Source organism: Amycolatopsis sp. GA6-003 (assembly GCF_046267895.1).
In the GTDB taxonomy this organism is placed as follows: domain Bacteria; phylum Actinomycetota; class Actinomycetes; order Mycobacteriales; family Pseudonocardiaceae; genus Amycolatopsis.
This window is the reverse complement of sequence record NZ_CP176499.1, coordinates 6,217,442-6,236,631: the sequence shown is the minus strand read 5'-3', so window position 1 is coordinate 6,236,631 and position 19,190 is coordinate 6,217,442. Positions and strand designations below refer to the sequence as shown.

Here is a 19,190-nt window from a genome sequence, read left to right as displayed (position 1 = left end):
GCCTTGCTCAGACGGCGAACGTGGGGGACGCTCGAAGGGTGACTGAGCAAACGATCCAACTCGAACTGGACGACTCCGGTCTCTCGCCTGGCCTGCCCGCGCCTTCAAACCCGCGCGATCAGGTCCAGGACGTGCCGTATCGACCAGTCGAGTTTCGTGACGACGACCTGCCCAGCGCGCTCGAGCGCTGTGCAGTCTGGCTGCGCCAAGCGCAGGAGTGGCTGGGAGAACCGCTCGACGTCCTCGCGATCCACCTAGACTACGACGAGCGACAGGGTTCGCCCTACTACGACGTGAAGCTGCTGTGCAACGAGGAGGACCTAGCCGGGGTCCCCATCGCGATGCGCAACAAAGACAAGTCGTAGCACTCGTTATCCAGCCGCGAAGGCCCTCTCGGACTCCGAGGGGGCCTTCGCCGCGTCCGGGATAGGGGCATGACAAACCGCGGCGGACCCCGGCAAGATCGGAGGCGGACGAGGAGGGGTGCCGGTGACCGAAATCGTGGTGCGCTGGTCCGAACCGCTGCCCGCGGAGGACCGCTACCTGAAGCTGCTCGACGACCTGGAGAGAGGCCGCTACGACGCGTACCGGCTCGAAATCGACCAGCGCCGGTTCCTCACCGGCCGGGTGCTCGCGAAGACCCTGGTCGCGGAGCGGCTCGGGGGCGCGGCGGAGTCCGTGCGCTTCGACGCGACCTGCGAGGACTGCGGCAAACCGCACGGCCGCCCGCGCGTGCCGGGATCGGACCTCGTGCTGTCGATCTCGCATTCGGGCAATCTGATCGGCCTCGCGGTCGCTGACGGGGTGCCAGTAGGCCTGGACGTCGAAACGGCCAGCCGGAAGGCGGACGCCTCGCTCGTGGACTACGCGCTGAGCCCGGCCGAGCGGGAAGCCGTCGCGGGCCTGTCGGACGAGGAGCGTTCCGCGGCCTTCTTCATCTACTGGACCCGCAAGGAAGCGGTGATGAAGGCCACCGGCAAGGGCCTGAAGATCCCGCTGCAGAGCATCACGTTCTCCCGCTACGACGCTCCGGCCGAGCTGGTGACGTCCGGAGACGCCGCGCTCGACCCGGCACGCACCCGGCTCGCCGACCTCAAGGCGGCCGACGGACATCGCGCGGCGGTGGCGGCGCTGACCTCGGACAGCTTGAGCGTCACCGAGGAGCACTGGCTGCCGTGAGGGGGTTGATCCGGTGCTACCCGGCTTGACCACTCAGGACGGGACCGCTCCGCCGCCTCGGCACACCGAACCGCGCCCGGGCGCCCCAGCCCCGACGCCGAACGCACCGCACGGCGGTCACGGCACTGACCTCAGCCTCAACGTCAGCTTGACCGTCACCCGAGGAGCACCGGGCACCGCGACCTCGGCACGCCGAACCGCGACCGGATGCCCCAGCCCCGGTGTCGGACGCATCGCGCGGCCCTGACCTCGGCCTCAACGCCACCGAGAACCACCGGCCGCCGTGAGGGGTTGAGCCGGTTCAGCCCAGCTCACACATTCACGACGCGCTGTCGTCCAACCCCATCGCGCCGAGCAGCGTGCGGAACTTCGCGATCGTCTCGCGGTACTCGACGTCCGGATCCGACGCGGGCACGATCCCGCCGCCCGCATAAAGCCGCATCGACCTCTCGGCCACTTCCGCGCACCGGATCGCGACGGCCCATTCGCCGTCTCCCGCCGCGTCGACCCAGCCGATCGCGCCCGCGTAGTAGCCGCGGTCGAACGGCTCCAGTTCCTGCACCAGGTCGCGCGCGGCGACGGTCGGGGTGCCGCAGACCGCCGGCGTCGGGTGCATCGCGGCGGCGAGGTCGAGGGCGGTCACCGAGCGGTCCGCGAGTTCGCCGGTGATGGACGTCCGGAGGTGCCAGATCGCGGGCGTGGAGACCAGCTCAGGGCCGGCCGGGACGTCGAGCTTGCGGCAGAACGGCCGCAGCGACTCGACGACGTAGTCGATCACCAGATCGTGTTCTTCGCGGTCTTTCGCGGACGCGAGGAGGGCTTCGCCGTTGGCCCGGTCGGTCTCCGGGTCGGCCGAACGCGGCATCGACCCGGCGTGCGGGGTCGTGAACACCGAATCGCCTGCCCGGGAAAGCAGCAGCTCAGGGGTGGCCCCGACGAGAGTGCGGCCGCCGGGCAGTTCGGCGGCGTAGGTGAAGTGGCGCGGGTTGCCGCGGGCGAGGTTGCGCACGATTCCCTCGACCGGAATCGGCGCGTCGAATTCCAGCTCGAGCGCACGGGCCAGCACGGCTTTGCGCAGGTCGCGCTCGCGTAGCGCGACGACGGCCGCCCGCACGTTCTCGCGGTGGCCTTCGGCGGACGGGAGCCGCCGGGTGGCCGCCGGGGCGGGCAGGTCGGCGGCGGGCGGCGCGGCCGGGGTCTCGGCGTCCGCCTGGGCGCGATGCACCGTCCGGGGCAGCACGAGGTGCCCCGGCGAGGTCGCGCCGGGTCCGGTGTCGAACGGCAGCACGCCGACGGCGAGCGGCACGCCGGAACTGGCCAGCTCAGCGGCTGCCGAGCGGGCGAGGCAGCGGGGGTCGGCGTCGGTGACCGTGCCGAGCGCGCCCTGTGCGAGCAGGGCCCGCCGGGCGCTCGCGAACAAGAAGTCGCCGCGCTGGTAGCGGACGGTGGTCTGCGCCGGGGTGGCCGGCGCGGTACTGGTCGTCACTCCGCCAGCGTCTCAGGATCCGGGAGCGCCGCGGGGAAAGTGTTGCCGGAAGAACATCTTCTCGCGCACCCTCCCCGCGGCTGCCGGATCGGCGTTACTTGAGCGCGTCGATCAGCGCTTCGCGCTGCCGTTCGCCCAGGCCAGCGGCCCGGCGGTCGGGGTCGATCCCCGCCTGCTCGAGCAGTGCGGCGACCTTGACCGCGCCCAGGCCGGGCACCGCCTTGAGGAGCTGCGTGACCTTCGTCTTGCCGATGGTCTTGTTCTCCTTGGCCTGCTTGAGCACCGACTCGATGCTCTCCTTGCCGGACTTGATCGAAGCGAGCAGCTCCGAGCGCGCCTTACGAGCCTCTGCCGCCTTGGCGAGGGCCTCGGCGCGCTGCTCCGGAGTCAACGTGGGCAGAGCCAACGTAATGTCCTTTCCTCTCAGGTCTCCGCTTTCGCGGCCGACGGTCTCAGCCGATGCTTGCAGCTGCAAGCGCTGGCCAGCCGTCACTTACCACGGCCCCAGTAAACGCCACGTGCCCGCGGTCCGCGCAACCGACACGCACTTATCACCCGTCGACGGGCGCGGCGGACCTGCGCGAGGGGACCCCTCGCGACCTGTGAAAACGGCCTCCACGGGCTCATTTCCGCCCCCATTACCTCACCCGAACGGGAGTCTATTTCCACACAGTTAACACAACGCATTTTCTTGTCCCGCAACAGAAATCGCGACAGAAGTGGATCATGAAAGCCCGGGGCCGCCACCCGATGGCGGGAGAGGGCCGCCAAGCCGTGACCGAACTTGTTCGTGCCTGATCCGCCGGATGCGCATTAGAGTCGGGCCCACCCCAGTTCACCGGCGAACGAGCACCACGGGAGTCACCCATGTTGAGCACGATGCAGGACGGACAGCTGTCGCTCGCGAAGCTGCTGCGCCACGGCACGAAGGTGCACGCGAAGAGCGAAGTCGTCACCTGGACCGGTTCAGAAGCCCGCCGGGAGACCTACGCGGAGCTCGGCAAGCACGCCGCCCGGCTGGCGAACGCGCTGCGCGGTCTCGGCGTCACCGGCGACCAGCGAGTCGGCACGTTCATGTGGAACAACGCCGAGCACCTCGCCGCCTACCTGGCGGTCCCCGCCATGGGCGCGGTGCTGCACACCCTGAACATCCGGCTGTTCCCGGAGCAGCTGGTCTTCGTGGCGAACCACGCGGAGGACCACGTCATCATCGTCGACGGGACGCTCGTCCCGCTGCTGGCGAGCAACCTGCCGGGGATGAAGACGGTCAAGCACGTCGTCGTGGCCAACGGCGACGCGTCCGCGCTGACCGCGCCCGAGGGCGTCACCGTGCACTCCTACGACGAGCTGCTGGCCGGCCAGCCCGACGAGTTCGACTGGCCGGAGGTGGACGAGCGGGCCGCGGCCGCGATGTGTTACACGTCCGGCACCACCGGCGACCCGAAGGGCGTCGTCTACTCGCACCGGTCGATCTGGCTGCACTCGATGCAGGTCTGCATGACCGACAGCATGCGGCTCGCCCAGGAGGACCTCGCGCTCGCGATCGTGCCGATGTTCCACGCGATGTCGTGGGGTCTCCCCTACGCGGCGATGATGGTCGGCGCCTCGCTGCTGATGCCGGACCGGTTCCTCCAGCCAGCCCCGATCGCCGCGCTGCTGGCCGCGGAGAAGCCGACCTTCGCCGCCGCGGTGCCGACGATCTGGCAGGGCCTGCTCGCCCACCTGGACGCGAACCCGCAGGACATCAGCCACGTGCGCGAGGTGGTCGTCGGCGGGTCGGCCGCTCCGCCGTCGCTGATGCACGCCTTCGAGGAGCGCTACGACGTGCCGATCCTGCACGCGTGGGGCATGACCGAGACGTCGCCGCTGGGCAGCGTCGCGCGTCCGCCGGCCAGCGCGACCGGCGAGGAGCGCTGGGCCTACCGCTACACCCAGGGCCGCTTCCCGGCGTCCGTGGCGGCCCGGCTGATCGGCGACAACGGCGAGGAACTGCCGTGGGACAACGAGGCGGTCGGCGAACTGGAGGTCTCCGGTCCGTGGATCGCCGGCGCCTACCATGGCGGAAGCGACATCGATCCGGAGAAGTTCCACGACGGCTGGCTGCGCACCGGCGACGTCGGCAAGATCAGCCCGGACGGCTTCCTGACGCTGACCGACCGCGCCAAGGACGTGATCAAGTCCGGCGGCGAATGGATCTCGTCGGTGGACCTGGAGAACGCGGTGATGGGCCATCCGGCGGTCGCCGAGGCGGCGGTGGTCGGCATCCCGGACGAGAAATGGGACGAACGCCCGCTGGTCGCCGTCGTGGTGAAGGAGGGCCAGCAGGCCACCGCCGAGGAACTGCGCGACTACCTGTCGGACAAGGTCGCTAAGTGGCAGCTGCCGGAGAACTGGACGTTCGTGGAGGAGGTGCCCAAGACGAGTGTCGGCAAGTTCGACAAGAAGCGGCTGCGCGCGTCCTACTCCGAGGGAAAGCTCGACATCTCACACCTCTGAGCGGTAAATCTCCGGCGAGTTGTCGGCCTGGGAAGGGCTCCGTAAGGGAATCTGTTGCACGCAAGGAGCCCTTCCCAGCACGTCGGAGGAGAACTGGGGATGCAGCAGCGGAGCAGGAGGTCGTTCCTGTCGTTGGCGGGAACGGCGGCGGTGGGCGCGGTCGCGGCCGCGTGCGGGTCGAACACCGGGCGCCCGGGGGATCCGCCACCGTCCACGGCGATGTCGGCGGGAGCCTCGACCACGTCGCAGGCCCCGAAGGCCACGCTGCAGCAGTGGTACCACGCCTACGGCGAGGACGGCGTGCAGGAAGCCGTCAAGAACTACGCGGCCAGCTACCCGGGCGCGAAGGTCAACGTCGTGTGGAACCCGGGCGACTACGACTCGAAGATCGTCACCGCGCTGCAGAACAGCCCGGTGCCGGACGTCTTCGAGGCGCAGGTGAAGATCGACTGGGTCCGGCAGAACCAGGTGGTGTCGCTCGATGACATCATCGGGCCGGCCAAGAACGACTTCAGTCCCGCCGTGCTGGCCGCGCAGACCGTGGAGGGCAAGGTCTACGGCATTCCGCAGGCCACCGACACGCAGGTCCTCTTCTACCGCAAGAGCATGCTGCAGGCCGCGGGCGTGCGGCCGCCGCAGACCGTGGACGAGCTGATCGACGCCGCGGGCAGGCTGTCGAAGGACGGCGTAAAGGGCCTGTTCGCGGGCAATGACGGCGGCGTCGGCACACTCACCGGGCCGCTGCTGTGGTCGGCCGGGCTGGACTACCTGAAGAACAACAACCGCGAGGTCGGCTTCGACGACCCGCGTGCGGCCGCCGCGTTCAGCAAGCTGCACACTTTGAACGCCAACGGTTCCCTGCTGCTCGGCGCGCCCGCCGACTGGTCGGACCCGGGTGCGTTCGTCGACGGGCTCTGCGCGATGCAGTGGACCGGGCTGTGGAACGTCCCGAAGATCCGCGACGCGCTCAACGACGACTTCGGCGTGCTGCCGTTCCCGAAGCTGGACGACAGCGGGAAGCCGTCGGTCCCGGTCGGCGCGTACGGCGCGATGGTCAACGCGAAGAGCGCGCACGTCGACGAGGCCAAGGCGTTCGTGAAGTGGCTGTGGATCGACCAGACCGACAGCCAGCTGGAGTTCGCCACCCGCTACGGCTTCCACGTGCCCGCCCGGCAGAGCCTGATCGACAAAGCGCAGACGCTGCAAAGCGGTCCGGCCGCGGACGTGGTGAAGTTCGTGAAGGAGAACAGCCACCTCATCGGCGGTCCAGTGTGGACGCAGACGTCGAACACCGCGTTGTCGGACGCGGTCGCGAAGATCGCCAAGGAGGGCGCGGACCCGGTGGCGCAGACGAAGGCCGCGGTCACCGTCGCGCAGGCCGAGCTGAAACGCCTGTTCGGATGAGACTGTCCCGGAAAACCCGGGACACGCTGGCGTTCTGGGGGTTCGTGGGCCCGTTTCTGCTCGGCCTGGCGATCTTCGCCTACCTGCCGATCGGGTGGAGCCTGTACCTGTCGTTCTTCGACGCGCGCAACACGGTCACCCCCAGCGTCTTCGTCGGACTGGACAACTACGCGCAGATGCTCTCCGACGGCCCGTTCCTCGCGAGCCTCGGCACGTTCAGCGTGTTCGCCCTGTTCATCGTGCCGCTGACGTTCGTGCTGTCGCTGGCACTGGCGGTCGGCGTGAACCAGCTGCGGTTCGCGCGAGCGTTCTTCCGTTCGGTGTTCTTCCTGCCGTTCGCGTGTTCGTACGTGGTGGCGTCGCTGATCTGGAAGACGTCGCTGTTCTCCGGCGTCCGCTACGGCCTCGCGAACACCGTGCTCGGCGTCTTCGGCATCGACCCGGTGGCGTGGACCGGCACCGTGCACCCGCCGCTGTACTGGGTGGTGCTGGTGACCGCGCGGCTGTGGCTGCAGCTCGGCTTCTACCTGATCCTCTTCCTCGCCGCGCTGCAACGGATTCCGCAGCATCTGTACGAGGCGGCGTGGCTCGACGGCGCGAAACCGGGCTGGCAGGTTTTCCGGCACATCACGCTGCCGCAGCTGCGCGCGACGTCGGTAGCCGTGCTGCTGCTGAACCTGATCAACGCCTATCAGGCGTTCGACGAGTTCTACAACATCATGGGCGATTCCCGGGGTTATCCGCCGTTCGCGCGGCCGCCGCTGGTGTACCTCTACTACACCTCCCTCGGCTCCGGCGGCCAGGACCTTGGCCGCGGCAGCGCGGGCGCGATCATCCTGGCGCTGCTGATCGCCGTGGTGACTCTCCTGCAGGGCAAGCTTTTCCGGTTCGATCGGAGCGCGACATGATCCGCGCGGTGCTTCGCTGGACGGCGCTCGTCGTGTCCGCGATCCTCTTCCTGCTGCCGTTCTACCTGTTGCTGCGCAACGGTCTCGCGTCGCGCGCGGAGATCACCGCGCCGGACTGGACCCTGTGGCCGAAGCAGATTCACTGGGAGAACTTCACGAAGCTGTTCGACCAGCAGGACGTGCCGTTCGCGCGGAGCATTGTGAACTCGGTCGTCGTCGCGGTCCTGCAGACCGTCGGCCTGCTGGTGGTGTGCTCGCTCGCCGGCTACGGCCTGGCGCGGGTGCCGTACCGCTACTCGAAGCCGGTGTTCTACGCGGTGCTGGCGACGCTGATGATCCCGACCTCGGTGACGTTCGTGCCGAGTTTCGTGGTGGTCTCGACGCTGGGCTGGCTCTCGGACTTCCGCGGCCTGGTCATCCCGGGCCTGTTCAGCGCGTTCAGCGTTTTCCTGTTCCGGCAGTACTTCCTGGACTTCCCGAAGGAGCTGGAAGACGCCGGCCGCGTCGACGGCCTGTCCCGCTGGGGCGTCTTCCGCAAGATCGTGGTGCCCAACTCGCGCGGCTTCTTCGCCGCCATCGCGGTGATCACCGTGATCGGCAGCTGGAACGCGTTCCTGTGGCCGCTGATCATCGCGCAGTCGCCGGACTCGTGGACGGTGCAGGTCGCCCTGTCCGGGCTGCTGACCGCGCAGAACCCGCAGCTGAACCTGCTGTTCCTGGCCGCGGTGCTGTCGATCGTGCCGATCGCGCTGCTCTTCGCGTTCCTCCAGCGATATCTGGTACGCGGGGTCACCGAATCCGGGTTGAAAGGCTGAATACCGTCACATCGACCGGCGACAGCGCGTAACGTTTCGCCGTTAGCCGCCGACGACTCACCGTCGCCACAGTCGCAGCAGGAGTGCACCCATGACGGACCCGTATCAGCAGCAGCCCTACCCCGGCCAGGACCCGGCGGGCCATCCTTCCGGGCCGATGCCCGCGCCCGGGTATCCGGCTACGCCTGGTTACGGGCAGCCGCCGGTGCCGTACGGGGCGCCGATGTACGGGGCGCCGTACGCGGCTCAGTACCCGGGGGCGGCGCCGTTGAAGACGAGCGGGCTCGCGGTGGCTGGGATGGTTGTCGGGATTGTCGCGTTGATCTTCTTCTGGGTTCCGTTCTTTGACGTGGTCGCTGCTATTACGGCTATCGGGTTGTCCTGGGCTGGGATGGTGCAGGGCGGGAAGCCTGGGTGGACTGGGCAGGGGATGGGGATCGCCGGGCTGGTGTGCGGGATTTTGGCGGCTATTCCGGCGGTGATTTTCCTGGTTTGGTTCTTTGTGTCGTTGTCTGCTGTTGGGGCTACTTGCGCGTTTTATTGCTGAGGGCGGCTCGTCGCCTGGCGGCGACATTGCGCCTCGTTGGTTGCGTGGGGCACCCCGAAGCTTGATTGTGCTGACGGTTCGGGGGTGCTTGTCAAGGCGGGAAAGATGCCTTGACAAGCACCCCCGAACCGCAGGGAGGCTTCGTATCGGGGTGCGGGGGAGGGGCTGGGTGCCTCGCTGTTGGGGTGCATCGGTGCGGTTTTAGGGCTGGGTGCGTCGCTGTTGGGTGCAGCGGTGCCTGTTTTCAGGGCCGTGAGGGTTCCCCGCACGGGTGGGCGTCCCTCCGTTCGGCGGTAGTGGTGCCCGTTCTCGTGTGACAGAGTCTCCCGCGTTGTCACGGCAAATGTGAGAGACCTTCGCGTTCTGCTTCGGCTTTGTTCACCGGGTCGTCATGGGCGTCCGGAAGCGTGCGGGGTCCGGCGAGACGGGGAGTGTGAGCATGGCGGGGCTGACCAGGCGGGCGTTCACCACCGCGGGCGTGGCTGGGGTGGGGTTGTTGCTCTGCACTCCCACGGCCAATGCGCTGGACCGGGCGTTGAGGCGGACTACGCAGCGGGCCGTGCGGACTGCGGGGACCACGCTTGATCAGGCTGCCTCGGGGGCGGCTACCGGGTATTCGCGGCTGTCCGCTGGGCCGGGGTGGCCGGTGGTCGTTCGGGCGGATCTCGTTGAGGGCAAAGCCGGGCGCGACGATCGGCGGACTGCGCTCGGAGCGTTCGTGCAGTTCACCGACTTGCATATCACCGACACCGAGTCGCCTGCGCGGTTCGAGTACTTGCATCCGTTCATCGGGTCCGCGCACCGGCCGCAGGAAACCTTGGGCACCGTCGCTACCAGTGCGCTCGTCAAGCGGGTCAACAGTCTCCGCGCGGGGCCGTTCACGGGGCGGCAGTTCGACTTCGTCATGACCACCGGCGACAACACCGACAACCACGAGCTGCTCGAACTCGACTGGTTCCTCACCACGCTCAACGGCGGCTCGATCACGCCCAACTCCGGCGACCCGAATCGCTACGAGGGCGTGCAGGCGTCCGGCAACCCTGAGTTCTGGAACCCGGGCACCCAGCTCGCCGACGACTACACCAAGAAAGGCTTCCCGCAGATTCCCGGTCTGCTCGAGGCCGGGATCGCGCCGTTCACCGCGCCTGGGCTCAACCTGCCGTGGTACTGCACGTTCGGCAACCACGACGACAGCGTCGTCGGGACGCTGCCGGAGGGCATCCCGGGCATCGAGGGCTGGTACACCGGCAAATACAAGGTCATCGGCAAGGACGAGAGCAGCGCGCGCAAGCTCGGCACCGCCATCCAGAACGGGCAGAGCGTGCCGCTCGGCGAGCTTTTCGGCGGCGGCACCATTCGCGAGGTCACGCCGGATCCGCGGCGGCGGCCGTTCAGCACCGCCGAGTTCGTCAAGGCGCATCTGGCCGCGAAGAACACGGGGCCGGGGCCGGTGGGGCACGGGTTCACCGATGCCAACTCGGACGGGCTGAACGTCTACTACACCTTCCGCATCGCGCCCGGGGTTACCGGCATCAGTCTCGACACGACTACGCAGGGCGGGTTCGCCGACGGGTCGATCGGGCTCGCGCAGTTCAACTGGGTCGAGGCGACGCTCAAGCGGAACAGCTCGACGTACTACGACTTCTTCGGCCGCAAGATCACCCACTCCGTCACCGACGAGCTGTTCGTCCTCTTCAGCCACCACACCAGCGGCACCATGGGCAACCTCCTGCCCGACGCGCGCCATCTGCTGGACCCGCGGCTGGGCGGCGACACGTTCGTCGCGATGCTGCAGCGTTTCCCGAACGTCGTGGCGTGGGTCAACGGGCACACCCACCTCAACAAGATCACGCCGCACGTCGGCAAAACCCCGGTGCAGAGCTTCTGGGAGATCAACACCGCCAGCCACATCGACTTCCCGCAGCACGCGCGGATCATCGAACTCGCCGACAACCACGACGGCACGCTCTCGGTGTTCACCACGCTCATCGAGGCCGACGCCCCGTACGCCGTGGACTACTCCGCCCGCACCCCCGAGGCGCTCGCCTCGATGTACCGGGAGTTCTCCTACAACGACCTCCACGCGAGCCTCAGACGCGTCGGCGAGGCGGGCGACCGCAACACCGAACTGCTGCTGACTAACCCGCTCAGCTGATTACCCGGCAGGTAATCGACGCCACGCGTCCGGCTGCGGTTGACTGCTCGGCATGACCGACGTCGAAGGCACGCAGCTGTTCCACCAGACGATGCCGTTCAGCGAGCGGCTCGGCATCGAGGTGCTGGAGCACGGCCCGGACCTGGTCCGCAGCCGGATCGCGTGGGACGAATCGCTGTGCACGCTCGGCGGCGTGCTGCACGGCGGGGTGCTGATGGCGCTGGCCGATTCGACCGGCGCCGTCTGCGCGTTCCTCAATCTCCCCGAGGGCGCGCAGGGCACGACGACGCTGGAGTCGAAGACGAACTTCCTGCGCGGCGTCCGTTCGGGGTACGCCACTGCGTCGTCCAGACCACTGCACGCCGGCCGCCGGGTCGTGGTCGTCGAGACCGAGATCCGCGACGACGACGGCAAGCTCGTCGCGAAAATCACCCAGACGCAAGCAGTGTTGTAGCGACGGCTCTTTACTTACCCGCCCCGGAAGGCGAAAATCTTTGGCTACCACTGGGGTCTGGGGACGGAGCCGGAATGCGGGTTCGCGGGTTGGTCACGTTACTGTCCATCGTCATGCTCACGGCTGGTGCGGCACAGGCCGCCGCGGAACCGCGGCCCGCGCGTAACGACGAGGCCATCGACTACCACGAATGGTCGTCCGGCTCGTTCTTCGCGGGCCGGCTCGACGGGCTCGGCTTCGGCTACGGCGGCCTGCGGATCACGCATCCGATCGGCAGCGTCGCGCACACCGAACCGGGGCTCGGCACCACCCGCACCTACGACTACGGCACCTGGACGTCGCCGAGGTACCGGCAGGGTTTCGACGCGACGCAGCTGATCGCGTCGTGGAACGCGCGCACCCCGGCGAAAACGTGGCTGGAGGTGCAGGCGCGCGGCCGGACTTCGGCCGGGGCCGAAACGACGTGGTACACCATGGGCCGCTGGGCCAGCGGGGACGGCGACATCCACCGCACCAGCGTCGACGGGCAGAGCGACGACAACGCCTCGGTGGACGTCGACACGCTCGCCACCAAGGCGGGCGTCACGCTGCGGTCGTACCAGCTGCGCGTGACGCTGTACCGCGAGCAGGGTTCGCCGGCCACGCCGACGCTGTCCTCCCTCGGCGCGATGACCTCGAACGTGCCGGACCGGTTCGACGTGCAGACCACCAAACCCGGCCGGGCGCGCGGGATCGAGCTGAAGGTGCCGCCGTTCGCCCAGAACATCCACAAAGGACAGTTCCCGCAGTACGGCGGCGGCGGGGAAGCCTGGTGCAGCCCGACGTCGACTGAGATGGTCGCCGAATACTGGGGCCGCAAGCCGACCGCGGAGCAGATGGACTGGATCCCGGCGGACTACCAGGACCGGTCGGTCGTGTACGCCGCCCGCGGCACCTACGACTACGCCTACGACGGCACCGGCAACTGGCCGTTCAACACCGCGTACGCCGCTTCGCTCGGGTTGCGCGGGCACATCACCCGGCTGCACGACCTCAACGAACTCGAGGGCTACATCGCGCGCGGCATCCCGGTGATCACCTCCCAGTCGTTCCTGGCCAGCGAACTCGACGGCGCGGGTTACGGGACGGCCGGACACCTGATGGTCGTGGTCGGCTTCACCCAGGAGGGCGATGTCATCGCGAACGACCCCGCGTCCAGCTCCGACGGCCGCGTGCGCACGGTGTACAAGCGGGACCAGTTCGAGAAGATCTGGCAACGCACGAAGCGGCACACCGAGAGCGGCGCGGTGGCCGGCGGGCCGGGCGGGGTGGTTTACCTGATCACGCCGTGAGTAGCTGCGCTGGGGGTGAGCGGGTGGCTCGTGAGTGGCAATCCCGGTTCTAACCGCGATAAACACTCACGAGGCTGGGCTATGGCGACATGCGCATGATCCGTGATTAGCTGCCCCTGAAACGCCGTCGAAAGGTTGTGCGCATGCCGTACGAGGTCCAGGGAGTCGTGTCGCGGGCCAAGGGTGAGCCGGTCACGCTCGAGGCTGTCGTGGTGCCGGATCCCGGGCCCGGCGAGGCCGTCGTGTCGGTGCGGGCCTGCGGGGTCTGCCACACCGACCTGCATTATCGCGAGGGCGGGATCAACGACGAGTTCCCGTTCCTGCTCGGGCACGAGGCCGCGGGGCGGGTGGACAAGGTCGGCGCGGGCGTCACCGATCTCGCGCCCGGCGACTACGTCATCCTGAACTGGCGCGCGGTCTGCGGCACCTGCCGGGCCTGCAAGCGCGGCAAGCCCTGGTACTGCTTCTCGACCTTCAACGCCGAGCAGCCGATGACGCTCACCGACGGCACGAAGCTGTCCCCCGCGCTCGGTGTCGGGGCCTTCCTCGAGAAGACCCTCGTCCACAGTGGACAGTGCACCAAGGTCGACGAGCGGGCCGAACCCGCGGTCGCCGGGCTGCTGGGCTGCGGCGTGATGGCCGGGCTGGGCGCGGCGATCAACACCGGCGCGGTCGGGCGCGGGGATTCGGTCGCGGTGATCGGCTGCGGCGGCGTCGGCGACGCGGCCATCGCGGGCGCGCGGCTGGCCGGGGCGACCACGATCGTCGCGATCGACACCGACGACCGGAAGCTGGAGTGGGCCAAGGACTTCGGGGCCACGCACACGGTCAACAGCCGCGGCCTGAGCGAGGCGGACGTGGTCGCCGCGATGCAGGACGCGACGCACTCGTTCGGCCCGGACGTCGTGATCGACGCGGTCGGCCGTCCGGAGACCTGGCGGCAGGCGTTCTACGGCCGCGACCTCGCCGGCACCGTCGTGCTGGTCGGCGTGCCCACGCCGGACATGAAGCTCAACGACCTGCCGTTGATCGACTTCTTCTCGCGCGGCGGTTCGCTGAAGTCGTCGTGGTACGGCGACTGCCTGCCGTCGCGGGACTTCCCGATGCTGGTCGACCTGTACCTGCAGGGCAGGCTGCCGCTGGACAAGTTCGTCACCGAGCGGATCGGCGTCGACGGCGTGGAGCAGGCTTTCGAGCGAATGCACCACGGCGACGTGCTGCGCAGCGTGGTGGAGTTCTGATTCTTTTCGCCGACGCGGACTATCCGGCCGACCCGTACCCGGGCACGCGGCCGGACTGCTCGTACGTGCACCTCGACGGCGCGGGCCACGCGCTGGACACCGCGCCGCCGGGGTGGCGTTCGCGCACGCCGGTGCTCGCGTACGGGTCGAACGCGTGCCCGTCGAAGATCACCTGGCTGCGCACGCAGCTCGGGCTGACCGGGCCGGTCGTCGCGGCTCGCGTGCGCTGCACCGGGCTCGCCGCGGTGTGGGCCGCCGGGCTGCGGCAACGCGACGGCCAGCGCCCGGCAACGCTCACCGCGCTGCCGGGCGTGACGGAGGACCACTTCGTCTGGTTCGCGACGCCGGAACAGCTGGCGGTGCTGGACGTCTGCGAAGGCCGCGGCAACCGGTACGACCTGGCGACGCTGGACCACGCCGACATCCGGCTGGACGGCGTGCTGCTCTCCGGAGTGCACGCGTACGTCGGTGCCTCGCCGATCCGATACCCGTTGCTGGTCAACGGTTCTCCGGTCCGCGTCGCCGACGTCGCGCAGGCGGACGCGGCGGCGCTCGTCGGCGAACCAGCACCCGGACCCGGTCTCGCCTGCACCGTCCTGCCGCCGGAGCAGACCTTCAGCTGACCCGCGGATCCGGAATCGCGCGCACGGTAAGGAAGCCGATCGGCTCCCGCGCCAGCCGGGCGTGCCGCTCCGGATCGACCGAGGCGGCTTCGGCCGGCGGACGCCCCTCGCGCAGCTGCTCGATCAGGAACCCGGCCTCGCGCAGCTCTTCGCAGGTGCGTTCCAGCGGAGCCAGCCAGTACCGCACCTTCCAGCCGCGGCTCCACACCTCCTCGATGACCCGGACGTCGAAGTAATTGCCGCCGTGCCGCAGCCAATCGCCGGTCGGATGCTGCCTCGACAACACCAGCGCACCGCCCGGCCGCAGCACCCGGCGGAACTCGCGCAGCGCGCCGACCCGGTCGTCCACGTACTCCAGCGCGAGGGCGAACAGCACCTGGTCCACCGACGCGTCCGGCAGCCAGGTCAGCGGTTCGGCCAGGTCCTGGACGCGGAACTCGCCCGCCGGGACCCGCTCGCGGCTCAGCTCGACCATCCGCGGGCTGAGGTCGAACCCGGTCACTCGCGCGCCGCGGGCGGTCAGCTCTTCGGCGTAGAGGCCGGGACCGCACGCGGCGTCGAGGACGTGCTGCCCGGCCACGTCGCCCAGCAACTCCAGGCAGGCCGGACGGTCGTAGTGCGCGTTGTAGAACCCGTTCTGCGCGTGGTCGAGGAATTCGTCGGCGAACACTTCGTATTGCGGAAAGGAACCCACTGCATCGCTCACCCGCGCCAGTCTGCCCGCGCGGGCGCGTTCAGCCGAGCAGTTTTCCGGGGTTCAGGATCCCGGTCGGGTCCACCGCGGACTTGGCCGCGCGCAGCACGTCCAGCCCGATCCGGCCGATCTCCGCCTCCAGGTACGGCGCGTGGTCGACCCCGACCGCGTGGTGGTGGCTGATCGTCCCGATCCCGGTGATCGCCTCGCACGCGGCCGCCTTCGCGCGCTGCCATTGTCCGACGGGATCGGTGTCGTCGCGCGAGGTCAGCACGGTGAAGTACAGCGACGCACCGGTTTCGTAGGCGTGCGAGACGTGGCACATCACGATCGCCCGGCCCAGCGAGGCCACCAAGGCCGCGCGCACCGCGTCGTGCAGTTCGTCCAAATTGGACCAGTAGGCCGCGGTCTCGAGGGTTTCCACGCACACCCCGAGATCCAGCAACGCGTCGCGCTGCCGCGGCCCGGAGAACCGGCCGTGCCGCCACGATTCGCCGAGCACCTTGCCGATCCGCAACGCTCCGGAACAGCGCAGCATCGCCGAGGTGCGCCGCCGGCGCCGAGCCACGTCGCCTTCCCAGCCGACGATCAGCAGGCACGGGTTCTTGATCCCGCGCACCTTCAGATAGGTCTTCAGCGCCGTGGTCTTCAGCCCGGCGTTGAGCGAGAACGACACGTTTGTCTCGTCCACATCGGACAGCCGGGTGACGTCCGCGAGCGCGTGGTCCTGCGCGAGCTTCCGCACCGCCGCCGCTCCGGCCTCCCAGCCGTCGACGATCCAGCCCTCGTAATGCCGCTGTTCCGGCAACGGCCGGACTCGCAGCGCGACCTCGGTGATCACGCCGAGGGTGCCCTCGCTGCCGACCGCGAGCTGCCGCAGATCCGGTCCGGCCGCGGACGCCGGCGCGACGCCCAGCCGCCACTCGCCCTTCGGCGTGGCCAGCCGGACCCCGGCGACCATGTCCTCGAACCGGCCGTACCCGGACGACGCCTGCCCGGCCGAACGCGTGGCCGCGAACCCGCCGATGGTCGCGCGCTCGAACGACTGCGGCACGTGGCCGAGCGTGTATCCGTGCGCCGCGAGCAGCCGCTCCGCCTCCGGGCCGCGCACGCCGGCCTGCAGCACCGCGATCCGCGACACCGGGTCCACCGACACCAGCTCGTCGAGCCGCACGAGGTCCAGCACGACCACCGCCGCCTTGTCGCCGCGCAGCGCCGCGACCCCGCCGACCACGGACGTGCCGCCGCCGAACGGGACGACCCCGATGTCGTGCCGCACGCAGAGGTCGAGCACCGCCTGCACCTGGTCCGGGTCCGCGGGCAGCAGCACCGCGTCCGGCACCGGCACCTCGTCGCCCGCCCGCGCGTGCAGCAGGTCCAGATAGGACAGACCGCCGGCGCGGCCGAGCCGTTCCCGGGGATCGAGGAGCACGTGGTCCGCACCGAGAAGGTCCTCGAATTCGGTACGGACGGGCACAGTCAGCGCGGATTCCGCGACCGGGCTCGAAGCGCCGGTTTTCCCGCCTCGATCCGGACCGACCTGGCCGATACGCTGGCCAAGCCACCGGACCGCGCGGTCGGGCAGACCGGCGGCGGCCGAGCCCTCTTCGGTCCACGAACGCCGGACGCGGTGGTTGATGAGATCGCTCACGACTACAGTGTGACACATGGACGTCAAACGTCACTCCCGACCGGGAGCGGCCCCCTCCGCGCTCGCGGACGCCCGCAGCCGCCCGACCTCGGCCCGCGTCGCCGACGACGAGCTTCTCGACGCCGCGCGCCAGTGCGTGCTCGCGGTCGGCGTCCGGCGCACCACGCTCGCCGAAATCGCCCGAACCGCGCAGGTCAGCCGCATGACGGTGTACCGGCGGTTCCCCGATGTCCGCAGTGTGCTCGCCGCGCTGATGACCCGCGAGTTCAGCGGTCTGCTGCGGCGGGTGAACGAGTCCGGCGACCCGACCGCTCCCGCGCGCGACCGGATCGTGCACCTGGCGGCGGCCAGCGTCGGCGCGCTGTCGGCCGATCCGCTGTTCCGGACGCTGCTGGACGTCGACGCGGAATTGGTGCTGCCCTACATCGTGGAACGGCTCGGGGCGACCCAGCACTTCGCCGAACACGTGCTCCGGAGCCTGCTCGAAGAAGGGCACCGAGACGGCTCGGTGCGCGTCGCCGGGGTCGCCGCGCAGGCGCGGTCGGTGCTGCTGGTCGTGCAGTCGTTCGCGTTCTCGCTGCGTCCGGCGACCGCCGACGTCGACGAGGCCGCATTGCTCGCCGAATTCCGGCACCTGGTCGAAGCGGGGTTGAAACCATGAGCACCGGATCACTCAACGCGCGCCGCCGCGAACGCGAACTCTCCCGGCTGGTCGACGGCGAACGGGTCGACGTCCTGGTGGTCGGCGGCGGAGTCACCGGCGCGGGCATCGCGCTCGACGCGGCCTCGCGGGGCCTTTCCGTCGCGCTGATCGAGGCGCACGATCTGGCGTTTGGCACGTCGCGCTGGTCCAGCAAGCTCGTGCACGGCGGGTTGCGGTATCTGGCCAAGGGCGAACTCGGGCTTGCCCACGAAAGCGCCGTGGAGCGCGGGATCCTCCTGACCCGCACCGCGCCGCACCTCACCCGGGCGATGCCGCAGCTTTTTCCGCTCTACCCGGGCACTTCCACCGCGCAGCAGGCGTTGATCGCCGCCGGTCTCCGCGCTGGCGACGGATTGCGGCGAGCCGCGCGTACACCGTCGTCCGTGCTGCCTGGGCCACGCCGGATTCCGGCTGCCGAGGCATTGGCCCTGTCCCCCGGTCTCGCTCCCGGCGGACTGCGCGGCGCCTTGTTGGCGTACGACGGTGCATTGGTGGACGACGCGCGTCTTGTGATCAGCATCGCCCGCACCGCGGCCTTGCTGGGGGCCCGGATTCTTACCCGGTTGTCGGCGGTTTCCTTGTCCGGCAATGAAGCCCAGGTAACCGACGGCACCTCGACGTACTCTCTTCGCGCCCGGCAGGTCATCAACGCGACCGGCGTCTGGGCGGACACCCTGACCGATTCGGTCCAGCTGCGGCCTTCCCGCGGCTCGCATCTGGTGCTCGCGCCGGATACGGTCCGGGTCGGAGCCACTTCGGTCAACATCCCGGTTCCCGGCGAGACCAACCGATTCGTGTTCCTGCTGCCGCAGCTCGACGGCCGCGTCTACTTAGGACTTACCGACGAACCGGTATCTGGCGAAGTCCCAGACGTCCCCACGGTCCCCGAGTCCGATGTGGACTTCCTGCTCTCGACCGCTTCGTCGGTTTTGAACCGTCCATTGACCACCGCGGACGTGATTGGCTCCTTTGCCGGATTGCGCCCGCTGGTCTCCGGTTCCGCCGGACGCAGCGCGGATCTGTCGCGGAAACACGCCGTGCTCACCGGTTCCGACGGTGTGCTGACCGTGGTCGGCGGCAAGCTGACGACGTATCGGCGCATGGCCGAGGACGCCGTCGACGCCGCGCTGACGCACGCCGGATTGCCCGCTGGTCCTTCGCGTACCGCGAAGCTGCCGTTGCTCGGCGCCGCACCACGTTCGCGTCTGTCCCTTGTGGACGCTCCGGCCCGGCTGGTGGCCAAGTACGGCACCGAAGCACCCCGCGTAGCGGCGCTCGGCGAACTGGAGCCGGAATTCGCCGCCCCGTTGTGCGCGTCGACGGAAATCACCGCGGCCGAGGTGGTGTGGGCCGTCCGCCACGAGGGTGCTATGACGGTCGAGGACGTTCTCGAACGCCGCACCCGGCTGGCCCTCGTGCCCGCCGACGCCGAAGCCGCGCGGGACCGTGTGGCCGAACTGGTGGAGAAAACCCTGGCCGGACTGTCCTGAACTCCCCGGATAC

Annotated in this window: 18 protein-coding genes; 14 read left to right on the top strand and 4 right to left on the bottom strand. The window is 69.4% G+C overall.

Features of this window, described 5'->3' with window-relative positions; genetic code table 11:
• Positions 1-38 precede the first annotated feature (38 nt).
• Together F9C12_RS28335 and F9C12_RS28330 are read left to right on the top strand one after the other, a co-directional pair.
• Positions 39-365 (top strand): hypothetical protein, encoded by a 327-nt coding sequence (locus tag F9C12_RS28335; protein ID WP_009083750.1) that lies wholly within the window; start codon positions 39-41, stop codon positions 363-365.
• 124 nt (positions 366-489) lie between these two features.
• Positions 490-1,179, top strand: coding sequence for a 4'-phosphopantetheinyl transferase family protein (locus F9C12_RS28330; protein WP_409462378.1), 690 nt, complete (start codon positions 490-492; stop codon positions 1,177-1,179).
• A gap of 319 nt (positions 1,180-1,498) precedes the next feature.
• Here F9C12_RS28330 and F9C12_RS28325 read toward each other — a convergent pair whose 3' ends face one another.
• Together F9C12_RS28325 and mihF are read right to left on the bottom strand one after the other, a co-directional pair.
• Positions 1,499-2,665, bottom strand: coding sequence for an isochorismate synthase MenF (locus tag F9C12_RS28325; protein WP_409462377.1), 1,167 nt, complete (start codon positions 2,663-2,665; stop codon positions 1,499-1,501).
• Between the two features lie 94 nt (positions 2,666-2,759).
• Positions 2,760-3,071, bottom strand: a complete 312-nt coding sequence (gene mihF, locus F9C12_RS28320) for an integration host factor, actinobacterial type (protein WP_050788348.1) — start codon at positions 3,069-3,071, stop codon at positions 2,760-2,762.
• Between the two features lie 461 nt (positions 3,072-3,532).
• Between mihF and F9C12_RS28315 the strand changes: the two genes are divergently transcribed.
• The 10 genes from F9C12_RS28315 to F9C12_RS28270 all read left to right on the top strand — a co-directional run bounded on the left by F9C12_RS28315 (position 3,533) and on the right by F9C12_RS28270 (position 14,639).
• Entirely contained in the window at positions 3,533-5,161 is a 1,629-nt protein-coding gene (locus F9C12_RS28315) for a long-chain fatty acid--CoA ligase (protein ID WP_409462376.1), read from the top strand.
• Between the two features lie 99 nt (positions 5,162-5,260).
• The gene (locus F9C12_RS28310) at positions 5,261-6,565 is read left to right on the top strand and encodes an ABC transporter substrate-binding protein (protein ID WP_409462375.1); all 1,305 of its coding nucleotides are present in this window, start codon (positions 5,261-5,263) and stop codon (positions 6,563-6,565) included.
• Positions 6,562-7,473: a carbohydrate ABC transporter permease gene (locus F9C12_RS28305; protein WP_409184815.1), complete on the top strand. Its 912-nt coding sequence runs from the start codon at positions 6,562-6,564 to the stop codon at positions 7,471-7,473. Before F9C12_RS28310 ends, F9C12_RS28305 begins: the two co-directional genes overlap by 4 nt.
• Entirely contained in the window at positions 7,470-8,288 is an 819-nt protein-coding gene (locus F9C12_RS28300) for a carbohydrate ABC transporter permease (protein WP_409184814.1), read from the top strand. Before F9C12_RS28305 ends, F9C12_RS28300 begins: the two co-directional genes overlap by 4 nt.
• A gap of 91 nt (positions 8,289-8,379) precedes the next feature.
• A complete protein-coding gene (locus tag F9C12_RS28295) occupies positions 8,380-8,835 on the top strand; it encodes a DUF4190 domain-containing protein (RefSeq protein WP_409184813.1) in 456 nt (151 codons plus the stop codon).
• A 439-nt stretch (positions 8,836-9,274) separates the two neighbouring features.
• Positions 9,275-10,990, top strand: coding sequence for a TIGR03767 family metallophosphoesterase (locus F9C12_RS28290; protein ID WP_409462374.1), 1,716 nt, complete (start codon positions 9,275-9,277; stop codon positions 10,988-10,990).
• 52 nt (positions 10,991-11,042) lie between these two features.
• The gene (locus F9C12_RS28285) at positions 11,043-11,444 is read left to right on the top strand and encodes a PaaI family thioesterase (protein WP_409184811.1); all 402 of its coding nucleotides are present in this window, start codon (positions 11,043-11,045) and stop codon (positions 11,442-11,444) included.
• Between the two features lie 74 nt (positions 11,445-11,518).
• Positions 11,519-12,775, top strand: a complete 1,257-nt coding sequence (locus F9C12_RS28280) for a peptidase C39 family protein (protein WP_409462373.1) — start codon at positions 11,519-11,521, stop codon at positions 12,773-12,775.
• Between the two features lie 143 nt (positions 12,776-12,918).
• Positions 12,919-14,016 carry an S-(hydroxymethyl)mycothiol dehydrogenase gene (locus F9C12_RS28275; RefSeq protein ID WP_409184809.1) on the top strand — a complete coding sequence of 366 codons (1,098 nt, stop codon included), beginning with the start codon at positions 12,919-12,921 and terminating at the stop codon, positions 14,014-14,016.
• Positions 14,017-14,081: 65 nt separating this feature from the next.
• Entirely contained in the window at positions 14,082-14,639 is a 558-nt protein-coding gene (locus tag F9C12_RS28270) for a gamma-glutamylcyclotransferase (RefSeq protein WP_409184808.1), read from the top strand.
• Here the strand turns inward: F9C12_RS28270 and F9C12_RS28265 are convergent.
• A complete protein-coding gene (locus tag F9C12_RS28265) occupies positions 14,632-15,345 on the bottom strand; it encodes a methyltransferase domain-containing protein (RefSeq protein ID WP_409462372.1) in 714 nt (237 codons plus the stop codon). The genes F9C12_RS28270 and F9C12_RS28265 overlap by 8 nt on opposite strands.
• A 28-nt stretch (positions 15,346-15,373) precedes the next feature.
• Positions 15,374-16,984, bottom strand: a complete 1,611-nt coding sequence (locus F9C12_RS28260) for an FAD-binding oxidoreductase (RefSeq protein WP_409462371.1) — start codon at positions 16,982-16,984, stop codon at positions 15,374-15,376.
• 16 nt (positions 16,985-17,000) lie between these two features.
• On the opposite strand from F9C12_RS28260, the gene F9C12_RS28255 reads away from it, so the two are divergent.
• Positions 17,001-17,645 carry a TetR/AcrR family transcriptional regulator gene (locus F9C12_RS28255; protein WP_409184805.1) on the top strand — a complete coding sequence of 215 codons (645 nt, stop codon included), beginning with the start codon at positions 17,001-17,003 and terminating at the stop codon, positions 17,643-17,645.
• Positions 17,642-19,177 (top strand): glycerol-3-phosphate dehydrogenase/oxidase, encoded by a 1,536-nt coding sequence (locus F9C12_RS28250; protein WP_409462370.1) that lies wholly within the window; start codon positions 17,642-17,644, stop codon positions 19,175-19,177. Before F9C12_RS28255 ends, F9C12_RS28250 begins: the two co-directional genes overlap by 4 nt.
• The last annotated feature ends 13 nt before the right edge of the window (positions 19,178-19,190 follow it).